The sequence below is a fragment of the Lachnospira hominis (ex Hitch et al. 2025) genome, from assembly GCF_040096395.1.
Lineage (GTDB): Bacteria > Bacillota > Clostridia > Lachnospirales > Lachnospiraceae > Lachnospira > Lachnospira hominis.
This window is the reverse complement of the sequence record NZ_JBBMES010000002.1, coordinates 24,564-43,556: the sequence shown is the minus strand read 5'-3', so window position 1 is coordinate 43,556 and position 18,993 is coordinate 24,564. Positions and strand designations below refer to the sequence as shown.

The 18,993-nt window shown below is 35.5% G+C and carries 23 protein-coding genes and 1 pseudogene; 1 reads left to right on the top strand and 23 read right to left on the bottom strand.

The window, feature by feature from the left end:
* Window positions 1-25: 25 nt before the first annotated feature.
* The 19 genes and pseudogenes from WMO38_RS02000 to WMO38_RS01910 form a co-directional block, all read right to left on the bottom strand.
* A complete protein-coding gene (locus tag WMO38_RS02000; RefSeq protein ID WP_349161216.1) occupies window positions 26-655 on the bottom strand; it encodes a hypothetical protein in 630 nt (209 codons plus the stop codon).
* Window positions 645-1,922 carry an AAA family ATPase gene (locus WMO38_RS01995; RefSeq protein ID WP_118083948.1) on the bottom strand — a complete coding sequence of 426 codons (1,278 nt, stop codon included), beginning with the start codon at window positions 1,920-1,922 and terminating at the stop codon, window positions 645-647. Before WMO38_RS01995 ends, WMO38_RS02000 begins: the two co-directional genes overlap by 11 nt.
* A gap of 492 nt (window positions 1,923-2,414) precedes the next feature.
* Window positions 2,415-2,696, bottom strand: a complete 282-nt coding sequence (locus tag WMO38_RS01990) for a type II toxin-antitoxin system YafQ family toxin (RefSeq protein WP_349161215.1) — start codon at window positions 2,694-2,696, stop codon at window positions 2,415-2,417.
* The gene (locus WMO38_RS01985; RefSeq protein ID WP_186835937.1) at window positions 2,696-2,965 is read right to left on the bottom strand and encodes a type II toxin-antitoxin system RelB/DinJ family antitoxin; all 270 of its coding nucleotides are present in this window, start codon (window positions 2,963-2,965) and stop codon (window positions 2,696-2,698) included. Before WMO38_RS01985 ends, WMO38_RS01990 begins: the two co-directional genes overlap by 1 nt.
* A gap of 450 nt (window positions 2,966-3,415) precedes the next feature.
* A complete protein-coding gene (locus WMO38_RS01980) occupies window positions 3,416-4,147 on the bottom strand; it encodes a hypothetical protein (protein ID WP_186835938.1) in 732 nt (243 codons plus the stop codon).
* Window positions 4,148-4,234: 87 nt separating this feature from the next.
* On the bottom strand, window positions 4,235-4,528 hold the full coding sequence (locus WMO38_RS01975; protein ID WP_186835939.1) for a helix-turn-helix domain-containing protein: 294 nt from the start codon (window positions 4,526-4,528) through the stop codon (window positions 4,235-4,237).
* A 79-nt stretch (window positions 4,529-4,607) separates the two neighbouring features.
* The gene (locus tag WMO38_RS01970; RefSeq protein WP_349161212.1) at window positions 4,608-5,009 is read right to left on the bottom strand and encodes a (deoxy)nucleoside triphosphate pyrophosphohydrolase; all 402 of its coding nucleotides are present in this window, start codon (window positions 5,007-5,009) and stop codon (window positions 4,608-4,610) included.
* 145 nt (window positions 5,010-5,154) lie between these two features.
* A pseudogene (locus WMO38_RS01965) lies at window positions 5,155-7,113 on the bottom strand (DUF3427 domain-containing protein); the annotation flags it as partial.
* Window positions 7,114-7,236: 123 nt separating this feature from the next.
* Window positions 7,237-8,760 (bottom strand): recombinase family protein, encoded by a 1,524-nt coding sequence (locus tag WMO38_RS01960; RefSeq protein ID WP_007889590.1) that lies wholly within the window; start codon window positions 8,758-8,760, stop codon window positions 7,237-7,239.
* Window positions 8,753-10,474 (bottom strand): recombinase family protein, encoded by a 1,722-nt coding sequence (locus WMO38_RS01955; RefSeq protein ID WP_055195973.1) that lies wholly within the window; start codon window positions 10,472-10,474, stop codon window positions 8,753-8,755. Before WMO38_RS01955 ends, WMO38_RS01960 begins: the two co-directional genes overlap by 8 nt.
* Before the next feature lies 1 nt (window position 10,475).
* Complete coding sequence (locus WMO38_RS01950; RefSeq protein WP_055195972.1) at window positions 10,476-12,173, bottom strand: recombinase family protein; 1,698 nt, start codon at window positions 12,171-12,173, stop codon at window positions 10,476-10,478.
* Between the two features lie 126 nt (window positions 12,174-12,299).
* A complete protein-coding gene (locus tag WMO38_RS01945; protein ID WP_021923722.1) occupies window positions 12,300-12,548 on the bottom strand; it encodes a DUF6870 family protein in 249 nt (82 codons plus the stop codon).
* An 83-nt stretch (window positions 12,549-12,631) separates the two neighbouring features.
* Window positions 12,632-13,018 carry a type II toxin-antitoxin system PemK/MazF family toxin gene (locus tag WMO38_RS01940; RefSeq protein ID WP_006859319.1) on the bottom strand — a complete coding sequence of 129 codons (387 nt, stop codon included), beginning with the start codon at window positions 13,016-13,018 and terminating at the stop codon, window positions 12,632-12,634.
* Window positions 13,019-13,023: 5 nt separating this feature from the next.
* Window positions 13,024-13,191 (bottom strand): hypothetical protein, encoded by a 168-nt coding sequence (locus tag WMO38_RS01935; protein ID WP_156337705.1) that lies wholly within the window; start codon window positions 13,189-13,191, stop codon window positions 13,024-13,026.
* The gene (locus WMO38_RS01930; RefSeq protein ID WP_055225167.1) at window positions 13,163-13,486 is read right to left on the bottom strand and encodes a hypothetical protein; all 324 of its coding nucleotides are present in this window, start codon (window positions 13,484-13,486) and stop codon (window positions 13,163-13,165) included. The genes WMO38_RS01935 and WMO38_RS01930 overlap by 29 nt, the downstream gene beginning before the upstream one ends.
* An 8-nt stretch (window positions 13,487-13,494) precedes the next feature.
* Complete coding sequence (locus tag WMO38_RS01925; protein ID WP_021923717.1) at window positions 13,495-13,917, bottom strand: hypothetical protein; 423 nt, start codon at window positions 13,915-13,917, stop codon at window positions 13,495-13,497.
* A gap of 168 nt (window positions 13,918-14,085) precedes the next feature.
* On the bottom strand, window positions 14,086-14,250 hold the full coding sequence (locus tag WMO38_RS01920) for a hypothetical protein (protein WP_005602814.1): 165 nt from the start codon (window positions 14,248-14,250) through the stop codon (window positions 14,086-14,088).
* 318 nt (window positions 14,251-14,568) lie between these two features.
* Window positions 14,569-14,892 (bottom strand): helix-turn-helix domain-containing protein, encoded by a 324-nt coding sequence (locus WMO38_RS01915; RefSeq protein ID WP_005602820.1) that lies wholly within the window; start codon window positions 14,890-14,892, stop codon window positions 14,569-14,571.
* A gap of 194 nt (window positions 14,893-15,086) precedes the next feature.
* A complete protein-coding gene (locus tag WMO38_RS01910) occupies window positions 15,087-15,299 on the bottom strand; it encodes a helix-turn-helix domain-containing protein (RefSeq protein ID WP_014081251.1) in 213 nt (70 codons plus the stop codon).
* 248 nt (window positions 15,300-15,547) lie between these two features.
* Between WMO38_RS01910 and WMO38_RS01905 the strand changes: the two genes are divergently transcribed.
* On the top strand, window positions 15,548-15,781 hold the full coding sequence (locus WMO38_RS01905) for a hypothetical protein (RefSeq protein ID WP_044999568.1): 234 nt from the start codon (window positions 15,548-15,550) through the stop codon (window positions 15,779-15,781).
* 24 nt (window positions 15,782-15,805) lie between these two features.
* Here the strand turns inward: WMO38_RS01905 and WMO38_RS01900 are convergent, their stop codons facing one another.
* The 4 genes from WMO38_RS01900 to WMO38_RS01885 form a co-directional block, all read right to left on the bottom strand.
* A complete protein-coding gene (locus WMO38_RS01900; RefSeq protein WP_006859583.1) occupies window positions 15,806-16,150 on the bottom strand; it encodes a helix-turn-helix domain-containing protein in 345 nt (114 codons plus the stop codon).
* A 104-nt stretch (window positions 16,151-16,254) separates the two neighbouring features.
* Entirely contained in the window at window positions 16,255-16,452 is a 198-nt protein-coding gene (locus tag WMO38_RS01895) for a hypothetical protein (protein WP_226947687.1), read from the bottom strand.
* A gap of 19 nt (window positions 16,453-16,471) precedes the next feature.
* Window positions 16,472-17,404 carry a hypothetical protein gene (locus WMO38_RS01890; RefSeq protein WP_349161210.1) on the bottom strand — a complete coding sequence of 311 codons (933 nt, stop codon included), beginning with the start codon at window positions 17,402-17,404 and terminating at the stop codon, window positions 16,472-16,474.
* A gap of 88 nt (window positions 17,405-17,492) precedes the next feature.
* The gene (locus WMO38_RS01885; protein ID WP_006859580.1) at window positions 17,493-18,938 is read right to left on the bottom strand and encodes a hypothetical protein; all 1,446 of its coding nucleotides are present in this window, start codon (window positions 18,936-18,938) and stop codon (window positions 17,493-17,495) included.
* Between the last annotated feature and the right edge of the window lie 55 nt (window positions 18,939-18,993).

Below are 18,993 nucleotides of genomic sequence, written 5' to 3'. Positions count from 1 at the left end.
ATATAACTTTTGTACTCTCCTTATACTACTCTATTTGTTCATTAATCTCCTCAATCCACCCACTGTCATCACTCTCAAACAGCTTTATGAACTTTCCAAAATTACTGCTTCCAGTAACAGAATCATCCGAATCCAGTTTTCTCACTCGTTGACTCATATCCTTGTAATTCTCCGCAGTAACATGTTCCATAACTTTCTGAATCTGGTCTGCTCTACCTTTGTAATTCTCTACTCCGGTATATTCCTTTATCAAGGGAGCATTCACTGGTTTTGCCGGAGATTTCAGTTTTTCATCGGTCCAGTGCTTAGATATAATCTGCATCGTACATGGATTACCAAATATAATCACTTCCTTCGCTGCACTATCCACACCATGAAACTCATTGATTTTACGCTTTATATCCTCATACTGCTCATGTGGTTTCTTTTCCGTATCACAGAACACAAGCACAAGTTCATCTGCTCCATTTTGATATCGGTCCTGATACCTTGCCGGGATATTACCATTTCCACCGGCATTGACCAATGAAATATCATATTGCTCATTCCATACTTTTAAATTTTTTAATCGATTTAGATACTCATATTCCTCATTACCTTCACAGATAATACAGATTTTATGGTTATCCAAAAACTTAGGGAGCTTATTTGGCATCGGCATCATCCCCCTTTACACCACTTTTAATACTAAGCAATGAGTTAATCAATTCAGGATCAGGCAAAGCTCCAAGCGCACCTTTCCGATATTTTTCCATAACATCTGTCGTATCTCGTACGCCCTGCTGTGCTGTAAAATCTGCAAGTGAATATACATACACACCTTCTTCATCCTTATGAACAAACCAAATCTGCTCCTTTCGAAACATTCTCTTGCAATCCATAAGATTTATATCATGTACTGTAAATATCATCTGTGCACTTGTATTTAATTCATTATTAAACATCGCAACAATCGCCCTGGTAAGCTTAAAATGAATACTGCTATCCAACTCATCCACGACTAAAATCCTGCCTTGTTCAAGTGCTTCAATTACATAGCTGGCAATAGCTGCAATCTTCTTTGTTCCTGTGGAGTCAAACATCATACTTGGCACATGGACTCCTTTATAAGTAGAAACCAATCTGATTTGATCCATAATGTTCTCTGGAATATCAAGCACTTTCTCATCTGGCTTTTCGTCACCTTCACCAGTTTTCAGCTGTATCTTATCCATATCCACATATTCAAAATTATCCATATATAAGTCTGCATTTTTTATGAACTCAACAACCTTTTGCTGTAACTGATTCTTATTCTTCATAAGTTCAATCGTGTGCTGCATAGGTATGTTATTCATATTGATGATATCAATTTTTTCTGCAAATCCGACAAGAATCTGCTTCATCTCATTGATATGTTCGAATTTACTTGTATCTACCACATAGCATAGCAAATTATTCTTCGATACAACTGAAATCATATTCTGAACAGATTCATCAATACACTCATATATTTCACTAACAGTATCTTTTTTTAACCAACAAACTTCCTTTTCGTTGTTGTACTGATCTTTAAATATCTCCGAAAATGACTCATATATATATTCTTCTTTTTCTGCATCATACTTAAAATCATAAGAAAACTTTCTTCCAGATGCCATAAATGTAACACCTAACTCGCATACATCACTATCAGTAAATATATTTGGCATCAGTCCATTCTTCTTATTTAAAAGTACATTTCTTATTGCCCTAATGCACTTGATTAGACATGTTTTACCGGCATTGTTTGGTCCATATATTCCTACCGTTTTAAGGACATTAAAATTATTCTCTTTGTGAACATTTGCTCCAAATTTTTTATTTCGCATATCTGCTTTCATCGAAAATGTAATGTCATCCTCAAATGCATAACAGTTTTTTGCTCTTATCTCTATAATCATGGCTCATTCCTCCAAGTCACTTTTCTTCTTTACTTATCATTATTATATCATTAATTATTTTTTATGCAACTATTTTTCACTAAAAATATTTAATTTTACAATATATCATATAGCAAAAAGGCAGCCTTTCTACTGCCCCAAATTGTAAACCGTAACTTTCCACGCTTCTTTTTTCTTCATTTTCAGGCAAATTAAAAGAAGGTACAGCCTAAATTATTCTGATGCATTATGCGTCAGATTGTTTTAGTCTGTACCTTCTGTTATTATAGTCTCGTCACTAATAAACAAAAAGCAGGAACCTCCCCGACCAAAGTTTGGTTTCCTGCTTCATACACCAAAATAGGAAAATTAACATTAACCTATGAAAATCATTACTCCACCCACAAATAGAGCCAAACTAGAGCCATTTGAAAAAACAAATGCCGGAAGCCCTCATAAATACAGGCTTTCGGCATTTTAATCCGTTACTATGAAATACCTTTGTATATTCCGCTACAAATTGAACAAATCCGCGTGTGTTCCGGTATCAACTAAAGTCAATGTTAGAACATCATTCTCCTTCAGATAAATCAATAACCAATCCGGCCGAATGTGACATTCCCTGAACCCCTGGTATTTCCCTTTTAGTTCATGGTCACGATATTTCTCTTCGAGAGGAATATCATTCTGCAGCATCGTAATAACTTTATCTAAAAGTTTCAAATCCAAGCCTCGTTTCTTTGCCAGCTTGAGACTTTTCTTAAATTTCCCGGTTAGTATTAATTCATATTGCATCAATCAATATCCTCCAAAGCCTCTGAAAAGCTAGCGTATCTCTTTGTATTAGGATCTTTGCTGATTCTCTTTGCTTCTTCCATTGCCTCTAATACTTCCGGCTTATACTGTGGCAATTCAACACTAAAAGGAAGTCCTCCTCTTAATACACACTGTTTCAAGAATATATTCATTGCACCGGACATATCCATTCCTAACTGTGAGAAAAGTTCACTTGCCTGTTTCTTTAAATTTTCATCTATTCTTACTTGTGTAGGTACTGTAGCCATAAAATCGCCTCCATCTCAAAATACAATAATAATATTATATGCACCTCTTATAATTATATTATACCGTTTTAATTTACATTGTCAATCATTTGTATTGTTTTTGAAAATATAATTTACAGGGGATTTCTTCAAATAGTAACCGTTCTCCTAAAAATTTCCCATTACAATCCTTGTAGTCTACTCTTGTGTCATTGCAGTTTAATTCCTTAATCTAATTTATGAAACTATTGTCCACATTTACCTATCTCCATCCAAATTCATCTAACTTAGGACATTCTATTTCATAATGATGTATATTCCCCAGTTCAAGAAGTTCCTCCGCTGCTTCTCTTGCAAGTTGTTCCGTGCTGTACACCCCATAAAGAATTGACTCATAATTATCATTGTCACATATATATGGTGTTGTTAAAACACAAGTTGATTTTGGTGAATTTTGAATTATTAAAATAATTATATCTCTATTCTCATCCCCATATGCTCAATAACTTTTTTATATTCTGCACACTTTTTCTTTCCCGCTATATACTTAATCTTCTCTACCACCATATATGCCTCTCCTTTTCTCGTATTAACTTTCAATACATCTCCAGGCACAACAGGTTCTTTTTTATTATATATCCATGCAAAATACTGTGGTCCTTTTATTATTATATCAGTTCCTGACATATCAACATGGCGTCCAATAACAACCTTTGCACGAGGAACCAATGCATTTACTTTATATATCGCTGGATTCTGCCACTTTTTCATATTATCCTTGTGTTTATCTGCAATAAGCAATGATACATATCCATCTACAATCTGATTGTTCTCATCTATTAATATATTATGAGCCATCCTGCCTGTTTTCTTGAAATAATCCTCATAATACTTATATTTTTCGGATTTAGGTTCTACCATTCCAGAACAGTCAATATCGCTAAATGAAATACTTATTATGTCATCAATCACAAATATACCTACATTTTTATTATCAATCCATTCACATTGAGACAGTAGTTTCATTGCATCATACATGATATCATCCCTTCTATCTGGATCCTCAGGCTTATACAAACTACGTCCAGTAAAGTATCTCATACCACACGGTTTTAAAATATCAGTCAATCTTTTCTGTATTACTAACGTATCTCCTATACTATAGTATGTATCATCATATGCTATCAAAATCCCTTCATTCATAAATATCAGCCTCCTAAATATATAATTTATATATAATATATTAAGATATACTGATACATTTGTCATGGAACTTGTAGTATAAAAATATTATGCAACACATTTCTTTAAAATATTATAATATCTAAAAAGTCTTCTATAACTGTAATCTTTTATATCAGATTTATTTCCACGCACAATATCATCCATTGAAACGCCAAACAAACTACTTAACGCATAAAGATTATCTATAGTCGGCATGCTTATTCCGTTAAGCCAATGATATATACTCTGCTGACTTCCTAATCCAAGATATTCCTGTACATCCTTTACTGTTAGATTGTATTTATCCATAAGTATTCGGATATTCCATCCTGTTTCTCTTTTATTAATTGCCGGTATCATATTCTCCTCCTTTTTACTGGATATTAAATTCAAATTTTATTTTAATATCATTCTTATCAAATTTTCCGTATAATTTCTCCTACATATCCATTCTTATCTTATCAATCAAAATAACATCTGCTGGCAGCCATTCAACCTCATCAAGATGCTCCTTAGTCAGCCATTTTGCATTTTCATGTTCCTTTAACTTCAATTCTCCGCTTACTATCTCACACCAAAAACAATCCATTAAAAGGTGAAAATTGGGATAATCATATTCAATTGTATCTATTAAATTCCCAATTTTAACTTTTGTATCTAATTCTTCCATAATCTCTCGTTTTAATGCTTCCTGTGGTGTCTCTCCTGCCTCTATTTTTCCTCCTGGAAATTCCCAGCCATCCTTGAATTCTCCATACCCGCGCTGCGTTGCGAATATAATTGGCTCCCCATTATCATTAACTTCTTTTATTACTGCTGCAACTACTTTAACTGTTTTCATATAATTCTTGTGTGACAATTATAAAACTAATTATCTCACTTTCCTTCTTTCTTTTAATATCGTGATTTAATGCAATAAATTAAGTAAAAAAGTCTTTTTCTGCAAGCACAAACGACTTTTTATACTTTTGACATATACATAATATTTATGAATTTACAATATACTCATATATATCTTCACGTACTGGAACATCAAGTATCCACTCTATTTCAACTGCTGTTTTCTGTGTATTTGGCATTGTAAATTCCTTAGTATTTCCACTAGCCGTCATATGCCCAAGATAATAAAATTCCTTAGAAATCTTATCGTCCTTATTCTTTCGCACAAAAAGTTCTACTCTAATTCCTCTCTCTTTAGCCTTAAGAAAATTCTGTACATCCTCAGATTGCAGACTCCTTCCCGATTTTGATATTGCTATCAATCGATCCCTAAATCCTTGTTCAAAATGATCCTCATATTTTGTTGTGTCACTAATATCATCCGATTTATCATAATTAATAAATACTGGAAATGTCTTTGTTTTCTTATCATATTTATAACCACCAATATTTAATGGAACTTCATTCTGTTCCCAATTAAGCAGACGACATACGTCCTCATACGTATATTTTTGATAAAGGACAAAATCTGTTACATCATAACTTTGTTTATAATCTCTCTCATATCTGCTTATTCCAAAATCAACAAGTTCTTTAATAATATTATAAAAATCTTTATTTGATAGCATTTCAAGAAATGTTTTTGTTGGCTTATAATCATTGCCTTCCTTTTCTATAAAAACACACTGTGCATATGTTTTCTTACCAGATCCTGCCGGAAATTCATTAGTCATAACATTTATAATATTTTCCTTCTGTTCCTTGCTAATTAATTTACCATAAGTCAACATATCCTGTGAAAGACTTGAAAATAATCCACATTTGGACAATCCTTTTGCATACATAAGCATTCTCTTAAGTAATTGTAATTCTTGAATTCTCTTGCCATTTGCCAGTTTCTTGGAAATAAATTCGACTATCTTTTCTTCTTCCTGTGAGAGACGAAGCTTATAATCCTTCTCATATTTAACTAAAAACTTATAATACGAACCCAGACTATTATTATCAAAAATACGGGCAACATCCATTTCTCCATAATCATCAAAATCCCGTAAATGTGGTATTCTTCCTAATTTATTCTTAAGATTTGTGTAATTTTCTTTTATCAGTTTAATATCACTAAAATTAGCATTATCAACAGATGCAAATATTCTTTTCTTACTTATTTCATCAAAATGCACTGTAGATGCACCTGGAATAACCCTTCCACCTTCCATTATGTATCTACGTATATTATCTTTATTGTAAGTTCTATCCCCTGACAGTGCTATTGGAATCATAAAATTATTATTATAATTACCAATAAAATCAAGAATAACAACATACTCTTTTCCATCGGCCTTTCTAAGTCCTCGTCCCAACTGCTGTATAAATATTATAGGTGATTGTGTCGGTCTAAGCATAATAACCTGATTAACCTCTACAATGTCAACACCTTCATTCAATATTTCTACAGAAAATATATAGTCTAACGGCTTCTTATTAATATTTTCCTCATTCTCATCCATTGCAAGTCTCTCAAATGCATTCTGCCTTTCCTGTTCCGTTGCATCACCATTCAACGCTATCGTACGAAAATATTTCCCTGTATCTGGATTAACTATATTATTAAATTTATCTGATAACTCCTGTGTTTCTTTGATACTGCTACAAAATATAAGACCTTTAACTTTTTCTCCACTATATCCATAATAATTTGCCTGCTGGATTATATGCCTTACACGTTCATCGCTTGTAAGCATACTAAAATCATGATTTTCTTTAACATCTCCAACTATAGACAAATCAGTAATTCCAAAATAATGAAATGGGCATAACAAATTTTCTTCCATGGCCTGTTGTAAACGTATCTCATATGCAATCTTATAATTGAACAACTCATAAACATTTCTACCTGCAATATTATCATCCCGCTTATCAGGAGTTGCTGTCATTCCAAGCCACAACTTAGGCGTAAAATGTTTCATAATCTTCTGATATGTATCAGCAGTTACATGATGTGCTTCTGCTCGTGTCAAGTAAGAAACAAAAAAAAATTAATTTTTTTTATCAATGGGGAACCTTTAGCAAGATTCCCCATGTTACTTCTTTATAATTTTGTTTTCTCGCTATTACTACTGATTATACCATCATCCAGCCTGAAAGTCATCAAAGTTCCATCTGATTTCAATATGCTCATTATCATACACCAACACATAATCAATGAGATATCTGATTACTTCTTCATCAAACTCATCCAACTTACTAAGCTTTGTTAGCTGTTCCTGCTTTGCATCAAGAAAGAGATCCTTTTGCATATCAAGTGTTTCCTGCTTCTCTGTAATCAGACTTTCTATCTCTGCGATTTTCTGCTTAACTTCTGCAGTCTTTTTTGCCATCTGATCACGAGTGATATTTGTTTTTGTATAATCATCGTATATCTCAAACTTTAGCTTTGCATAGTGTGCCTTTGACTTTTTAAGTGATTCGATTTCCCTTTCAAGATTATCTGGACAATTACCGCCATCAGTTTTCAACTCAAATTCCTGCAACTGAGCCAATGCCATATTTCTAGCAATGTCTAGAAGTGTCGCCTCAAGTTCTTCACCTCTAATACGTGACACATGACCGTTGTGGCATCTGTATGAGGATTTATTTCCGTATTTATAAAGTCCCTTACCACATATTCCACAGCGAATATACGATTTACGCCACTTTCCATTTGGTTTTCTCTTCGTCACTTCTCGTCTTGCTATCATCTTGTGAGCAAGCTTGAAGTCTTCCACAGAAACTAATGGTTCATGACAGTTTTCAACAATTATCCAGTCCTCTTTATCTCTCTGCACAACCTGATGACCGGTATCAATATTATCAGCCGTCTTGTTATTGATTACAGAACCAATATAGACTTCATTATATAAAATCTCCATTACTGTACTGGCACTCCACATGTGCTCACCAATATCCCTTTCATAACATCTCTTAACTCCAATCTTTTGGTAATACTCAAATATGCTATCATATCCATTATTATTCAGATAATTTGCAATCTCGGTGTATTTCATGCCTTTAATAGCCAGTTCAAATATCAGCTGGACAACAGGTGCTGTTACTGGGTCAGGCACTAACATATGCTTATCATCTTCACTTTTCTGGTATCCAAAAGGAGCAAATGCAGCAATGTACTTTCCCTGCTTAGCCAACACTGCCTTAGCGGCTCTTACCTTTTTTGATGCATCCTTACAATACAATGCATTCACAAGATTTTTCAGTGCAACACTCATACCTCCGGTTGAACCAAAGCTGTTAGCAGAATCGTAATTATCATTCACGCTGATATATCTTACCTGAAGAACCGGAAATATACATTCCATATAGTTACCAACTTCAAGATAATCTCGTCCGAGTCTGCTGTAGTCCTTCGTCACAATAACCTGAATCTTACCAGCCTTTACCAGATCCATCATTTTTACAAAATTAGGTCTGCTAAAGTCTGCTCCGGAATATCCATCATCTGAAAATTCCATTATGTTGCAGTCCTTTAGTTCAGGCAGTTTCTGGATATGATCAAGCATTAACTTTCGCTGATGGGAAATACTGTTACTTTCCTCATGAGCAGCCAAGTTGTCATCTTCATCTGATAATCTCATATAGAGAGCTATCGTCTTATCCATTGCTGCTCACCTCTCTTTCTTCTGCCACTTTAAGCAACTCCTTTAGGAAATCATCATACAAGAGCTTAACTTCTATATTGCCATCATAAAAAACAATTTCCGATACAAAAGCATCCACAAGCTCCTTTGTAAGTTTTCTTTTAGCCATATATTTATTGACAGTTTCTTCCCATCCTTCATCAATATGAAATTCTTTTTCATACAGACTTCTTCGATGAAGCAATTCAGTAATCTGCGCTTCAATCTCATTTACTCTGCTTTCATATTCTCTCTGATACTGGCACAGTTCTTCCGCAGTGATTAACTGTTCCCTATAATCTTCATACAAACCACTTTTGTTAGCGGTAATTCTTCTTACATCATTTTGAAGTTTTGCTATCTGCTTGGTATAAATATCATATTGAAGAACATTCTCTTTTCTGCTGTTCATCTTCTGAACAAACTTTGTTTTCTCAACACACAAACTCATATGCTGACGGATAACAGAAAAAACACTATCCATAACCTCAGAATAATCATAAGAGTACTTATTTTCACATAGCCTAGCTAATTTTCTACGGTTCTTACACTTATAATAGAACTTTTCTGAATAAGTGTGATGCCTGCCAATCAATACACTGCCTCCACAACAGGCGCATTTTGTTTTATATACCAGAATATTATCCGGCTTATTTGGAACATCAGCTTTAGGTTTTGATGCTTCTAAATGCTTCTTTTTGATATGCTCCATTCTCTCCCTTGTTTTGTAGAAAGTGTCCTTATCAATTATTGGTTCATGAACATTTTCTATTCGCTGCCATGTTGATGCATCTGTTTTAACATTCTTTCTCCCGGTATCAAGAGCCTTCCTTTGCTTTCCATGAACAATATTTCCAATGTAATATTCCCCTTGGAGTATCTCTTTTACATGCGAATAGTGCCATTCTCTTGCTTTTTCAGCAAGTTCAATCTTTCCTGACTTATAGAATCTGTATTTCGGAGGTGAAAGAATTCCTTCGTATTGCAAAGTCTTTGCAATACCAGCATATCCCTTCCCATCCAAAAACATATTAAAAATTCTAACTACATTGTCAGATACCTCTTCATCAATCAAAAGCTTTCTTGAACCATCTGTAGCCCTGTAATATCCATATGGTGGCGTTCCCTCGCTGAAGCCGCCCTGTGCCCAAATACTATGCTTTCCGGTCTCTACTTTCTTTGAAAGGTCTTTGGAATAATATTCGTTCACAATATTCTTAAACGGTACGGATAAATCAGTTCCCGGTCTTGCAGTATCAAAATCATCTGTGATAGCAATATATCTCACATCAAGAAAAGGAAATACCCTCTCAATGTAGTTGCCTGCTTCCACATAATTTCTGCCAAGTCTGCTAAGATCACGAGTAATAACAGTATTGATTTTGCCTGCCCGGATATCATGAATCATACGGTCAAATTCCGGTCTTTCAAAAGTTGTTCCTGTAACAGATATATCAGCATACACACAAACTTCTACCATATCATCCTGCCCATTAATAAACTCTCTGATATATGCAATCTGTGTATCTACAGTATCTCTTTCCTTATTCGCCTCTGATTCGAATGAAAGTCTCGCATAGATTCCAACCTGATATGGTTTTGCCTCCTTATCCAGGCTTAAAACTGCTTTTGTTGTCAGATTGTCAGTTGGCTCTGCAACTGCAATCGGCGTATTTTTTCTACTCTTTCTTGCCATACTACACAGCCTCCTTTAATCTGATATTCAGTTTTCCCGTACTGTCCACTTCAACAAAATGTCCCTGACTTTCTATTACATCAAGACATTCCTTGTAGCAGTCATCAAAGTCAAACACTACTTCAATGTGATTCTTATCAAATACCTTTATTTCACGGATAAGAGATACAACCACTTCCCTCGTGAGTTTCTCAATGTTTTTATGTTCCGTAAAATAATCAAGCCATACAAAGCCTTTGCTCTTACGATTCAACACATCATCCATTTCCAATTCAATCTGATGAATAGCAATCTCAGCATTCTTTTTTCTCTGCTCATATGCTGCATGAAGTTCCTTGTAATCTTCCTTTGAAATAATACCATCCTTCATATCCTCATAAAGCATTCCTCTGAGATCTGCACATCTGTCTACTTCTGCCTGTTTCTTTTCACGCCTTTCCTCAAGCTTTTTCATATCAAGCTGCTGAAACGGCACGTTGCCGATAAAAGAAAGAATTCTTTTAAGGTCAATCATGTTATCAATGTGTGTCTGTAAAAGCTCTAGCACCACTTCTTCCAACTTATCCGTGGAAATTCTGTGGGAACTGCACTGCTTTGAATCCTTATGGGTTGCACACAGATAATAGGCATAAGTTTTACCACCCACTTTTGAAGTTTTTCTTACCATGGGAATCCCACAGCCGCCACAGGTAACTACCCCTGACAGCGGATAAACTTCCTCTCTGTCCGGTGATGTTCTTGTATCCATTGCAAGCAATCTCTGTACTACTTCAAAATCCCTGTCCGTGATAACCGGCTCATGGTTCTTTTCAATCCTTATCCATTCGCATTTTTCTTTGATTATGGTCTTTTTGACCTTGTGATTCGGTGTTGTCTGTTTTCCCTGTACGAGATTACCTATATAAACCTCATTTGTAAGGATTCTCCTTACCATGACTGAAGTCCACTCCGACTTTTCTTTTGTCTTAAAGCATGTCTGATAATTGCTTCCTGTGCTTGCTTTATACTCAGCCGGTGGAAGTATTCCTGATGAATTAAGTTCACATGCAATTGCATCCTGACTTTTTCCATGCAACTTCATTCTGAAAATATCTTTCACAACATTTGCTGCATATACATCAATTTCCAGTTTGTGCTTATCTTTATCATTCTTTTTGTATCCATATGGCACAAATGCCGTGATTACATCTCCCTGCTTTCTCTTAATTTCAAGATGTGAACGTATCTTAATTGAAATATCACGACAGTAAGCATCATTAATAAGATTTTTGAATGGAATAATAATCTCATCTGACTGCGACTTTGCCTCTCCGGAATCAATACCATCATTGATTGCAATAAATCTTACTCCCATAGCAGGGAATAATCGCTCAATATACATACCTGAATCTATATATTCTCTTCCGAATCTGCTCAGATCCTTAGTGACAACGCAATCAATTTTGCCTTTCTTAATATCTTCAAGCATCATCTGGAATGCCGGTCGCTCAAAATTAGAGCCGCTGAAACCATCATCAACATACTCCTGCACAACCTCAATATCATTTTTGTTTTCGAGAAAATCTCTAATCAGTGATTTCTGATTTGCGATACTGTTACTCTCAGTTTTTTCATGTGAAGCAACAGCGCCATCTTCCTTCGATAAACGAACATAGATGGCTGCATGATAGATCTTTTTGATCTGACTTATCTGACTCATATGCACATCCTCCTATTGTTGTTTAAGTTAGAAGATAACTTTTCAATAAGGTGATATGCACTAATTTAGAATTTTTATACCAAAAACATCATAGCACATATCACTTTGAAATTCCACCACAAATTTTCAGACATTCAAAAGCAGATTTTCAAATGCCTGTTCCATCGACAGTCCATTATTCGCAAAGCTTACCTTAATCATCATACTTCCACGACGCAGCATATATGGATTTCCCACCTGTTTTAAGAACTGTGCCTGCCTCTTACTCTGTGGCTGATTTTTATCTATTTTAATTTTTCTAATATCAGTCAGATCTTCTATTTTTACATTGTTAAAATCCACATCTAATAGTGCTCTGTATTCTTCTGCTGTCATAAAATCTATCCCCCCTTTCAGTAAAAATGCCACCCATAAAATACAGGTGGCTATGTAACCCGGAGCAAATGCCCCGGTAATATTTAATTGTACTTTTCATATGCCCCAATCTGGATTTTTACACATTCTGTAATCTTATCAAGTAGTTCTGTATCTGAAATTGAAGCAACTACCCTCTCAATCTGGACATTTACATCAATGGATACAATCTGCTCACATAATGCCATACTGTCAAATACCTCAAAATCTGTGTCAGTAACCTTTACCTTTGCAGCCGGTATTGGACAGTGGGTTGGCAGATATTTCTTTTTCCATGTTTTTGTGGACATGGCTACTGCTGTGACAACCGGTGAATACTGATTTGCTTTGTTATTTGAGATAATAATATAAGGTCTTGTATACTTCTGAATGCTCCCTTTACTTACTGACTCCAGATTTGCAATAACAATGTCGCCCCTGTTCAGTTTCATCTATGTCATTCCTCCTGTTCCCTGATATATTCTTCTGCCTCATCCTCTGTCGGACAGGCAACAATCCGTTTCCCATATTCATCAATCACTACTGTTTCGCCCGGAAATATAATCAGTTTTAATTTTCTATTTTCTTCTGTCATATCATTCATAAGAAATGAGAGCAGGTTCATAGCCCCTGCTCTCTGCATTAATACTGATTCCATGTTCCGCTGCAAGTGTCATTACAGCTTTAATCTCATTAAGTTCCATTGAAATGTCTACCACATCTCTTACCAGCACACAGATAATGACATCTCTTTCAATATAATATCTTAATCGTTCAACCGCTTTTTTATCTGTATTAAAAATTGTCTCAACAACTTTCATGCCGGACTTTTTTGCATATGCCTCGATACGGTCAGCTGTATCATTTGCATTATTCCTTACAAATATCAGACATTGCTTTTTTTCTCTGGAATCCTGCATATTGCCTCCTATCTGCCGTCCCTGATGTTATGATAGAACTTTGATACCGTATCAAGCACCAGCCCTCTTATATCACTTTCCTGAACAGGCTCTTTGTACATCATCTCATAACACTCTTCAAGTTCTCCATTAATATCCTCCACATAGATATCATATTCGCTGAGTTTTCCAAGTGTATCAATAACGGTCTCATCTGTTGCACCAATCATATCCTTTGAAAGTGTTATGATTGTATTAACATCTTCCTCCATATTTAAACCGATAAAGGCATATTTCATCGGAAATGAAACTCCTTCTGTAGAAGCAGGCTCTGAAAGCATAGCTACAATTTCATAGCCATTATCCTTACAATACTTTTCAAGCAGCTCCGGCACAAAATGATCTGTAGCCTCTAATCCTGTTTTTGCACAATATATAATTGCTCTTTCCATCTTAAAATCTCCTTATAAATAATATTGATTTGATACTGTGCGCACTTTATCTCCTCACATAAGCTGACTTATCTGTACTCTCCACACCATCACACCTAAACATTTCTTTTCTGTCGGTGACCATAAATCAGTTTGTGTGGGAAGATAAAATACTATCTTCCCGGTTTCTTAACCATCCCCATATCGGGTAACATATCCTTTGCCAGCCACAATCACTTCGTAGTTTCCTGCCCATCTGGACTTACGAAAGTAGCCACTCTCTGAAAATGCGTTTTGCTGAAATTCAGGTGCACTTATTATCTCATTACCTCCGGCTGCTAACCCGGTAGGCACAACCCTCTGCTCTTATCCTTAAAGGCTCCTGCTGTTACGTTTCTCATAATCGGCTACAGTTCTGAGGATAGTCATCGCACGAAATGGGATTCTGCCACCCTGTCATAGACAAGGCGATATAAGCTCGTGGGATATGCGTGTCCTATTCTGTTTTCAATATTCAACGGTTCTTTTCTCAGAACCTGAACAAAGTATAACTGACACCACGCATCTTCTACAGTAACCGACACTCTTTTGAACTAAGAGTAACACTCCCACCTGTTCCAAATCCTTATAAAAAAAGCCGGACTGCATTATCAAAAATGCAATCCGACTTTTTTATTCTGTCAGAAGTTTCATATTGTCAACGGCATTTAATACCATATTCCGGATAAACTGTACTTCCTTCTCCTTCAGACCAACCAGCAGATCATCGACTTCTGCCTTTCTTTCACACCCACACACAAGATAATCCAACGTTATATGAAACAATTCAGCAATACTAATCAGCGTATCTATTTTTGCTCCATTTACACCAGCTTCAATTTTCCGCAGAGCATCCACTGACAATCCAATCTGCTCGGCAAGCTGCTGTCTTGTCATTCTTCTTGCCGCACGCAACTCTTTTATTCTTTCTCCACTATTAACAATATCGTAGTACACCTTCCACTCTTTTCCGGCACCTTATATATTCGCTTAAGCTGTATTCATTGTACCGTAAGCGAATCTTTTGTCAGAGTGACTAAACCAGCTATTTCAGGTGGAATATTGTACACCTTAATACCAAGAATATAAATATTTGAGGATTAAAAAAAAGAGATATTTCCAAACTCTCATTACATTTTGGAAATATCTCTTTACTTAATATCCTCATCCGGCACAAACTCCATGATGTCCTCTATCTTACAATCAAGTATGGAACATAATCTGTTTAGGATTACCGTTTTTACGACCATATTCTTTCGCAATCGCTGTAACTGTGCTTTATCTATTCCATAATCTTTAATTAGTGCATACTGGCTAATATTTTTCTTCTTGAGTGTAATCCATAACCTGTCATATACTATCATTACAAAGACCTCCTCCTTGTATTCTACGCAAGAGTGTCCTATAATGATATGGTGCGTGTATGCACCATACTGTATGTATATGATAGAATAGAAAATAGCCATAATCTGCATAGAAAACAGCTCTCAAGGTTATTATGTAATATAGAACGGATTATCTGTTTTACTTTTATGGTATTCAACCGGGACAATTCAATCACCTGACAATTTGCTCGCAGATACCCTTTTCAGAAAGGATTCACAACAACACTATGAATGATAAAAACACATACTCTGTTGATAAATATTTGGAAATCATTGCCGAAAAAGAAGGAATCACAAAAGAAGAAGTCCAACAGGAAATTGGGCGGGCAGTTTCCATTGCTTTAAAAAGCCCTGATCCACAAATGCAACGCTTCTGGACAGACTTTCCATGTGATAATGAAACTCCCACCATTGAAGAAATCATATACCATCTCGCTGAAAAATTTGCAAAAGAGTCATAGACAAAGGACAGGATAACTACCCGTCTATTCACTCAGATAATCTTCCTGTCCTCTTAATATTTGTTCAATCATATGTAATGCAAATTCTATTTCTCTTTCGTCACACCGATTCATCATAAATGCAAAACGCTCAATGTGTTTTTCTGGGTGCTGCTGGCTCATCAGAACCGTAGGCGATGACTCCAATGCATGAACAATATTCAAATATGTATCAAGACTCATTGCCCTTCTGCCATTTTCAACACTTTTGATAGTATCCAATGATACATCCGCCCGTTCTGCAAGCTCTGCCTGCGTAATTCCAAGCCTTCTGCGTTCTTTTCTGATATTCTCTGCAATAATTTCGTATATGTGCTCTCTTTTCCCCATAGCCCCATCATCCTTTCTGACTTATCGCATTATATCAGAAACTATTATGGGTTTTGGTAAACTGTAATCCTTTGACATTTTCGTGTAATACTTTGCATATTCTGTCAAAATCCCTTTAATTTTATGCTATCAGGATGTTTATTATTTATCGCCAACGGAATACCTTTTTGCCAACAGTCCATTTCATACCCTTGCTGTTTTAATTTTTCCAAACACTCTCCCTTAACAATAATATATTCTGGTTTCGCTCTTCCAAAAAATCCTTGATCATACCTGTCAAAATCTTCCGGAACATACTTCATCTCATATTTATCCTCACCCTTAGGCGATAATACCATATGCCCAATACTTTCTTGACAATTCCTTATTAACGATATTGGATAAGAAATTAGGATTCTGTGCTTGAAATGCTTTCAAACTTTCAATAAAAGCAGACTTACTTTCTGTTTTCAAATCCGAAAAAATTGAATCTACTTTTTGATTTTTTACATTTTTTTCAATATACTCATCCGATTTAGCTTCATATTTCTCTACCATATGCGGATTTTTCGTTACAGCATTAGAATACCAATTTGTCAAGTATTTTAAAGTGTTAAGCTGTCTATCAGAATTACTACTTTCTCTACTGATCCTTTGATATTCATCATATGCACCTGAATCCATTGACCTCATCATATCAAGACCATCTGTAGTGTAAACAAGATTACTACCATGTCCTAAATAATTTCCTTTTTTTACCCCGTAATCCATATTTCCATCTGCATTCATCTTTCCGGCACTTGCCAGCTTTGCTATAGATTCCATTGCATCCAAAAAGGAACTTTTTTTATCTTCTGATATAAAATTATTTGCAGCATATTCCGCTTTTTTCATTCCTAATGATATATTAGCCTGACGCTCCTCCTCACTCACAGAGCTGCCATTTCCAATAAGAAAATTTTCGCGGATAATATCATATACAAATCCCTGTTCCTCTTTGCTACAATTTTCAAGAGAAGACGATATCGTCTTGTCAACATCATACATTCCTGAATATGCTGGTAAATCATCTGCACTTTTATCCACTTGAACAATATCCTGCTCAAATTCGTTTTTCTCTTTTAGCTGTATTGCTCTTTTACCTTTTGCACTTATTTCCAGAATAACCGCATCATCTTTTTCCTTAGAAATATCAATTTTCTCTTTTCCATTCCAGTGATTATTACCATACGGAGTGATCACGCTGTCCTGATAATGTTGGGTAGCTATCTTCATTTTAACCCTCCTGTATTTTGCATAATAGGTTGACACACCAAATCGTGTGACAACCTATTTTTATATTTTCTTAGTTACAATTTACACATTAAAACGGATGATACATAGTATATGCCAAATGGAAAATAGTCTCTGAAGCACTTATGCTACTATCATCACTTGGCGATACAGAAACTCCACATATATCAAAATAATGAGTGGATGTTGAACCATAATACGAATATACACCAATTCCAGGTGGTAAAGAAATATCAATTTCAAATTTACCACTTGAGTCTGTAGTACCTGTACCTCGCCTTATTGCATTCGCAGAGGTATTATTAGCCTCCCATGCCGGACTATAATATAATCCGTTAATCTGCTCTCCCCCAACTGCATACGTTACACCCGTCGAACTGTCTGTTGCTGTCAGCACTCCATAAACAGTTAATGTTCCAGATCCCTGCGTTCTGAAATGTGCTCCATATCCAGGATAATTAACAACCTTATTTAACCCTTCTGAACCTTTAAGATCAGTTATAACAATACCTGTAGCCTTCAAAATAGGAGTAATAGACAATTTATAATTCTGAATGTCCAAATCATCAAAATTCTCCATAGTTTTTGCATTGGAAACTCTAATATAATATTTTCCTGACGAAACAGAAATAGTGTTTCCGCTGCCTACTCGTTTCATTTGATACCCTTCTGATGCAACATTCTGATATACTTCTACAGAACAGGTATTTGTTGAAGCTGTAGTAGCAGAAATTTTTAATTTGTCATAAATTCTACTGCTTGGCACTGTAATTACATACCAATCATTATCAATCGGAGAACTTAAATTTCTTGATTCAATATAAGCCCCTCCTGCTCCATATGTAAATGCTAATGCCTGTCTTACAGACTCGTCAATCTCATAAGAATCACACGCTGTACTTACTGAATAATCCAATGTGAATGATTCACTTACACTTCCGCCCTCAGATGCTAATACATACAAATAATATGTTGCTGTATCACCTGATGTTATATAGCCTAACGCTTCCGGCAATGTACCTGCGGTGCCATTAATATAAGTATAATAATCTGAGCCCGTTAAAATATTGCCTTCTGCATCCAATAAATACAAATCGTAATCCAAATCTGCATTAGCAGGCGTTGTTAACTGTGCTTGCAAATATACCCCTGCTGGCAAATTAATATTATAAAGTTTTGCATCGCCCTTTGCTGTCAAATAGTCACTAACCGTACCGACTACAACCGCAGTATCAGCTTGTGTAGCCAAAATATCCTCTGCAATACTTTCATCTACTGTAATACTTTCTGACGATTTCGATAAGTCATTATTTTCGGTTGTTTCCAATTCTGAAATTTCTACAGGTTCCTGTTGCTGGATATCCACCGATTCATTTCCAACATTAGTATCTTCTGCTGCGACTAAAGAATCCTCTGTGATTTCTGCTGCTTTAACATCCATTCCATTAGCCAATGAAAATGTCATTGTTAATGCCAATGCTGTCGCAACCACTGTTGTTATAAATTTATTTTTCATATCAATTCCCGCCTTTCTAAGCTTATTTTGTACAACAATTTGAACATTATTTTCA

Coding starts and splice junctions, on each gene's coding strand:
- WMO38_RS01905 (WP_044999568.1), top strand. CDS start 15,548: ATGAATGATAAAAACACATACTCTGTTGATAAATATTTGGAAATCATT.
- WMO38_RS01990 (WP_349161215.1), bottom strand. CDS start 2,696: ATGCAATATGAATTAATACTAACCGGGAAATTTAAGAAAAGTCTCAAG.
- WMO38_RS01985 (WP_186835937.1), bottom strand. CDS start 2,965: ATGGCTACAGTACCTACACAAGTAAGAATAGATGAAAATTTAAAGAAA.
- WMO38_RS01960 (WP_007889590.1), bottom strand. CDS start 8,760: ATGGATAAGACGATAGCTCTCTATATGAGATTATCAGATGAAGATGAC.
- WMO38_RS01895 (WP_226947687.1), bottom strand. CDS start 16,452: ATGAAGTATGTTCCGGAAGATTTTGACAGGTATGATCAAGGATTTTTT.
- WMO38_RS01950 (WP_055195972.1), bottom strand. CDS start 12,173: ATGAGTCAGATAAGTCAGATCAAAAAGATCTATCATGCAGCCATCTAT.
- WMO38_RS01980 (WP_186835938.1), bottom strand. CDS start 4,147: ATGAATGAAGGGATTTTGATAGCATATGATGATACATACTATAGTATA.
- WMO38_RS01930 (WP_055225167.1), bottom strand. CDS start 13,486: ATGCAGGATTCCAGAGAAAAAAAGCAATGTCTGATATTTGTAAGGAAT.
- WMO38_RS01955 (WP_055195973.1), bottom strand. CDS start 10,474: ATGGCAAGAAAGAGTAGAAAAAATACGCCGATTGCAGTTGCAGAGCCA.
- WMO38_RS01940 (WP_006859319.1), bottom strand. CDS start 13,018: ATGAAACTGAACAGGGGCGACATTGTTATTGCAAATCTGGAGTCAGTA.
- WMO38_RS01945 (WP_021923722.1), bottom strand. CDS start 12,548: ATGACAGCAGAAGAATACAGAGCACTATTAGATGTGGATTTTAACAAT.
- WMO38_RS01910 (WP_014081251.1), bottom strand. CDS start 15,299: ATGATAGTATATGACAGGTTATGGATTACACTCAAGAAGAAAAATATT.
- WMO38_RS01890 (WP_349161210.1), bottom strand. CDS start 17,404: ATGAAGATAGCTACCCAACATTATCAGGACAGCGTGATCACTCCGTAT.
- WMO38_RS02000 (WP_349161216.1), bottom strand. CDS start 655: ATGCCAAATAAGCTCCCTAAGTTTTTGGATAACCATAAAATCTGTATT.
- WMO38_RS01925 (WP_021923717.1), bottom strand. CDS start 13,917: ATGGAAAGAGCAATTATATATTGTGCAAAAACAGGATTAGAGGCTACA.
- WMO38_RS01975 (WP_186835939.1), bottom strand. CDS start 4,528: ATGATACCGGCAATTAATAAAAGAGAAACAGGATGGAATATCCGAATA.
- WMO38_RS01995 (WP_118083948.1), bottom strand. CDS start 1,922: ATGATTATAGAGATAAGAGCAAAAAACTGTTATGCATTTGAGGATGAC.
- WMO38_RS01970 (WP_349161212.1), bottom strand. CDS start 5,009: ATGAAAACAGTTAAAGTAGTTGCAGCAGTAATAAAAGAAGTTAATGAT.
- WMO38_RS01900 (WP_006859583.1), bottom strand. CDS start 16,150: ATGGGGAAAAGAGAGCACATATACGAAATTATTGCAGAGAATATCAGA.
- WMO38_RS01885 (WP_006859580.1), bottom strand. CDS start 18,938: ATGAAAAATAAATTTATAACAACAGTGGTTGCGACAGCATTGGCATTA.
- WMO38_RS01935 (WP_156337705.1), bottom strand. CDS start 13,191: ATGAACCTGCTCTCATTTCTTATGAATGATATGACAGAAGAAAATAGA.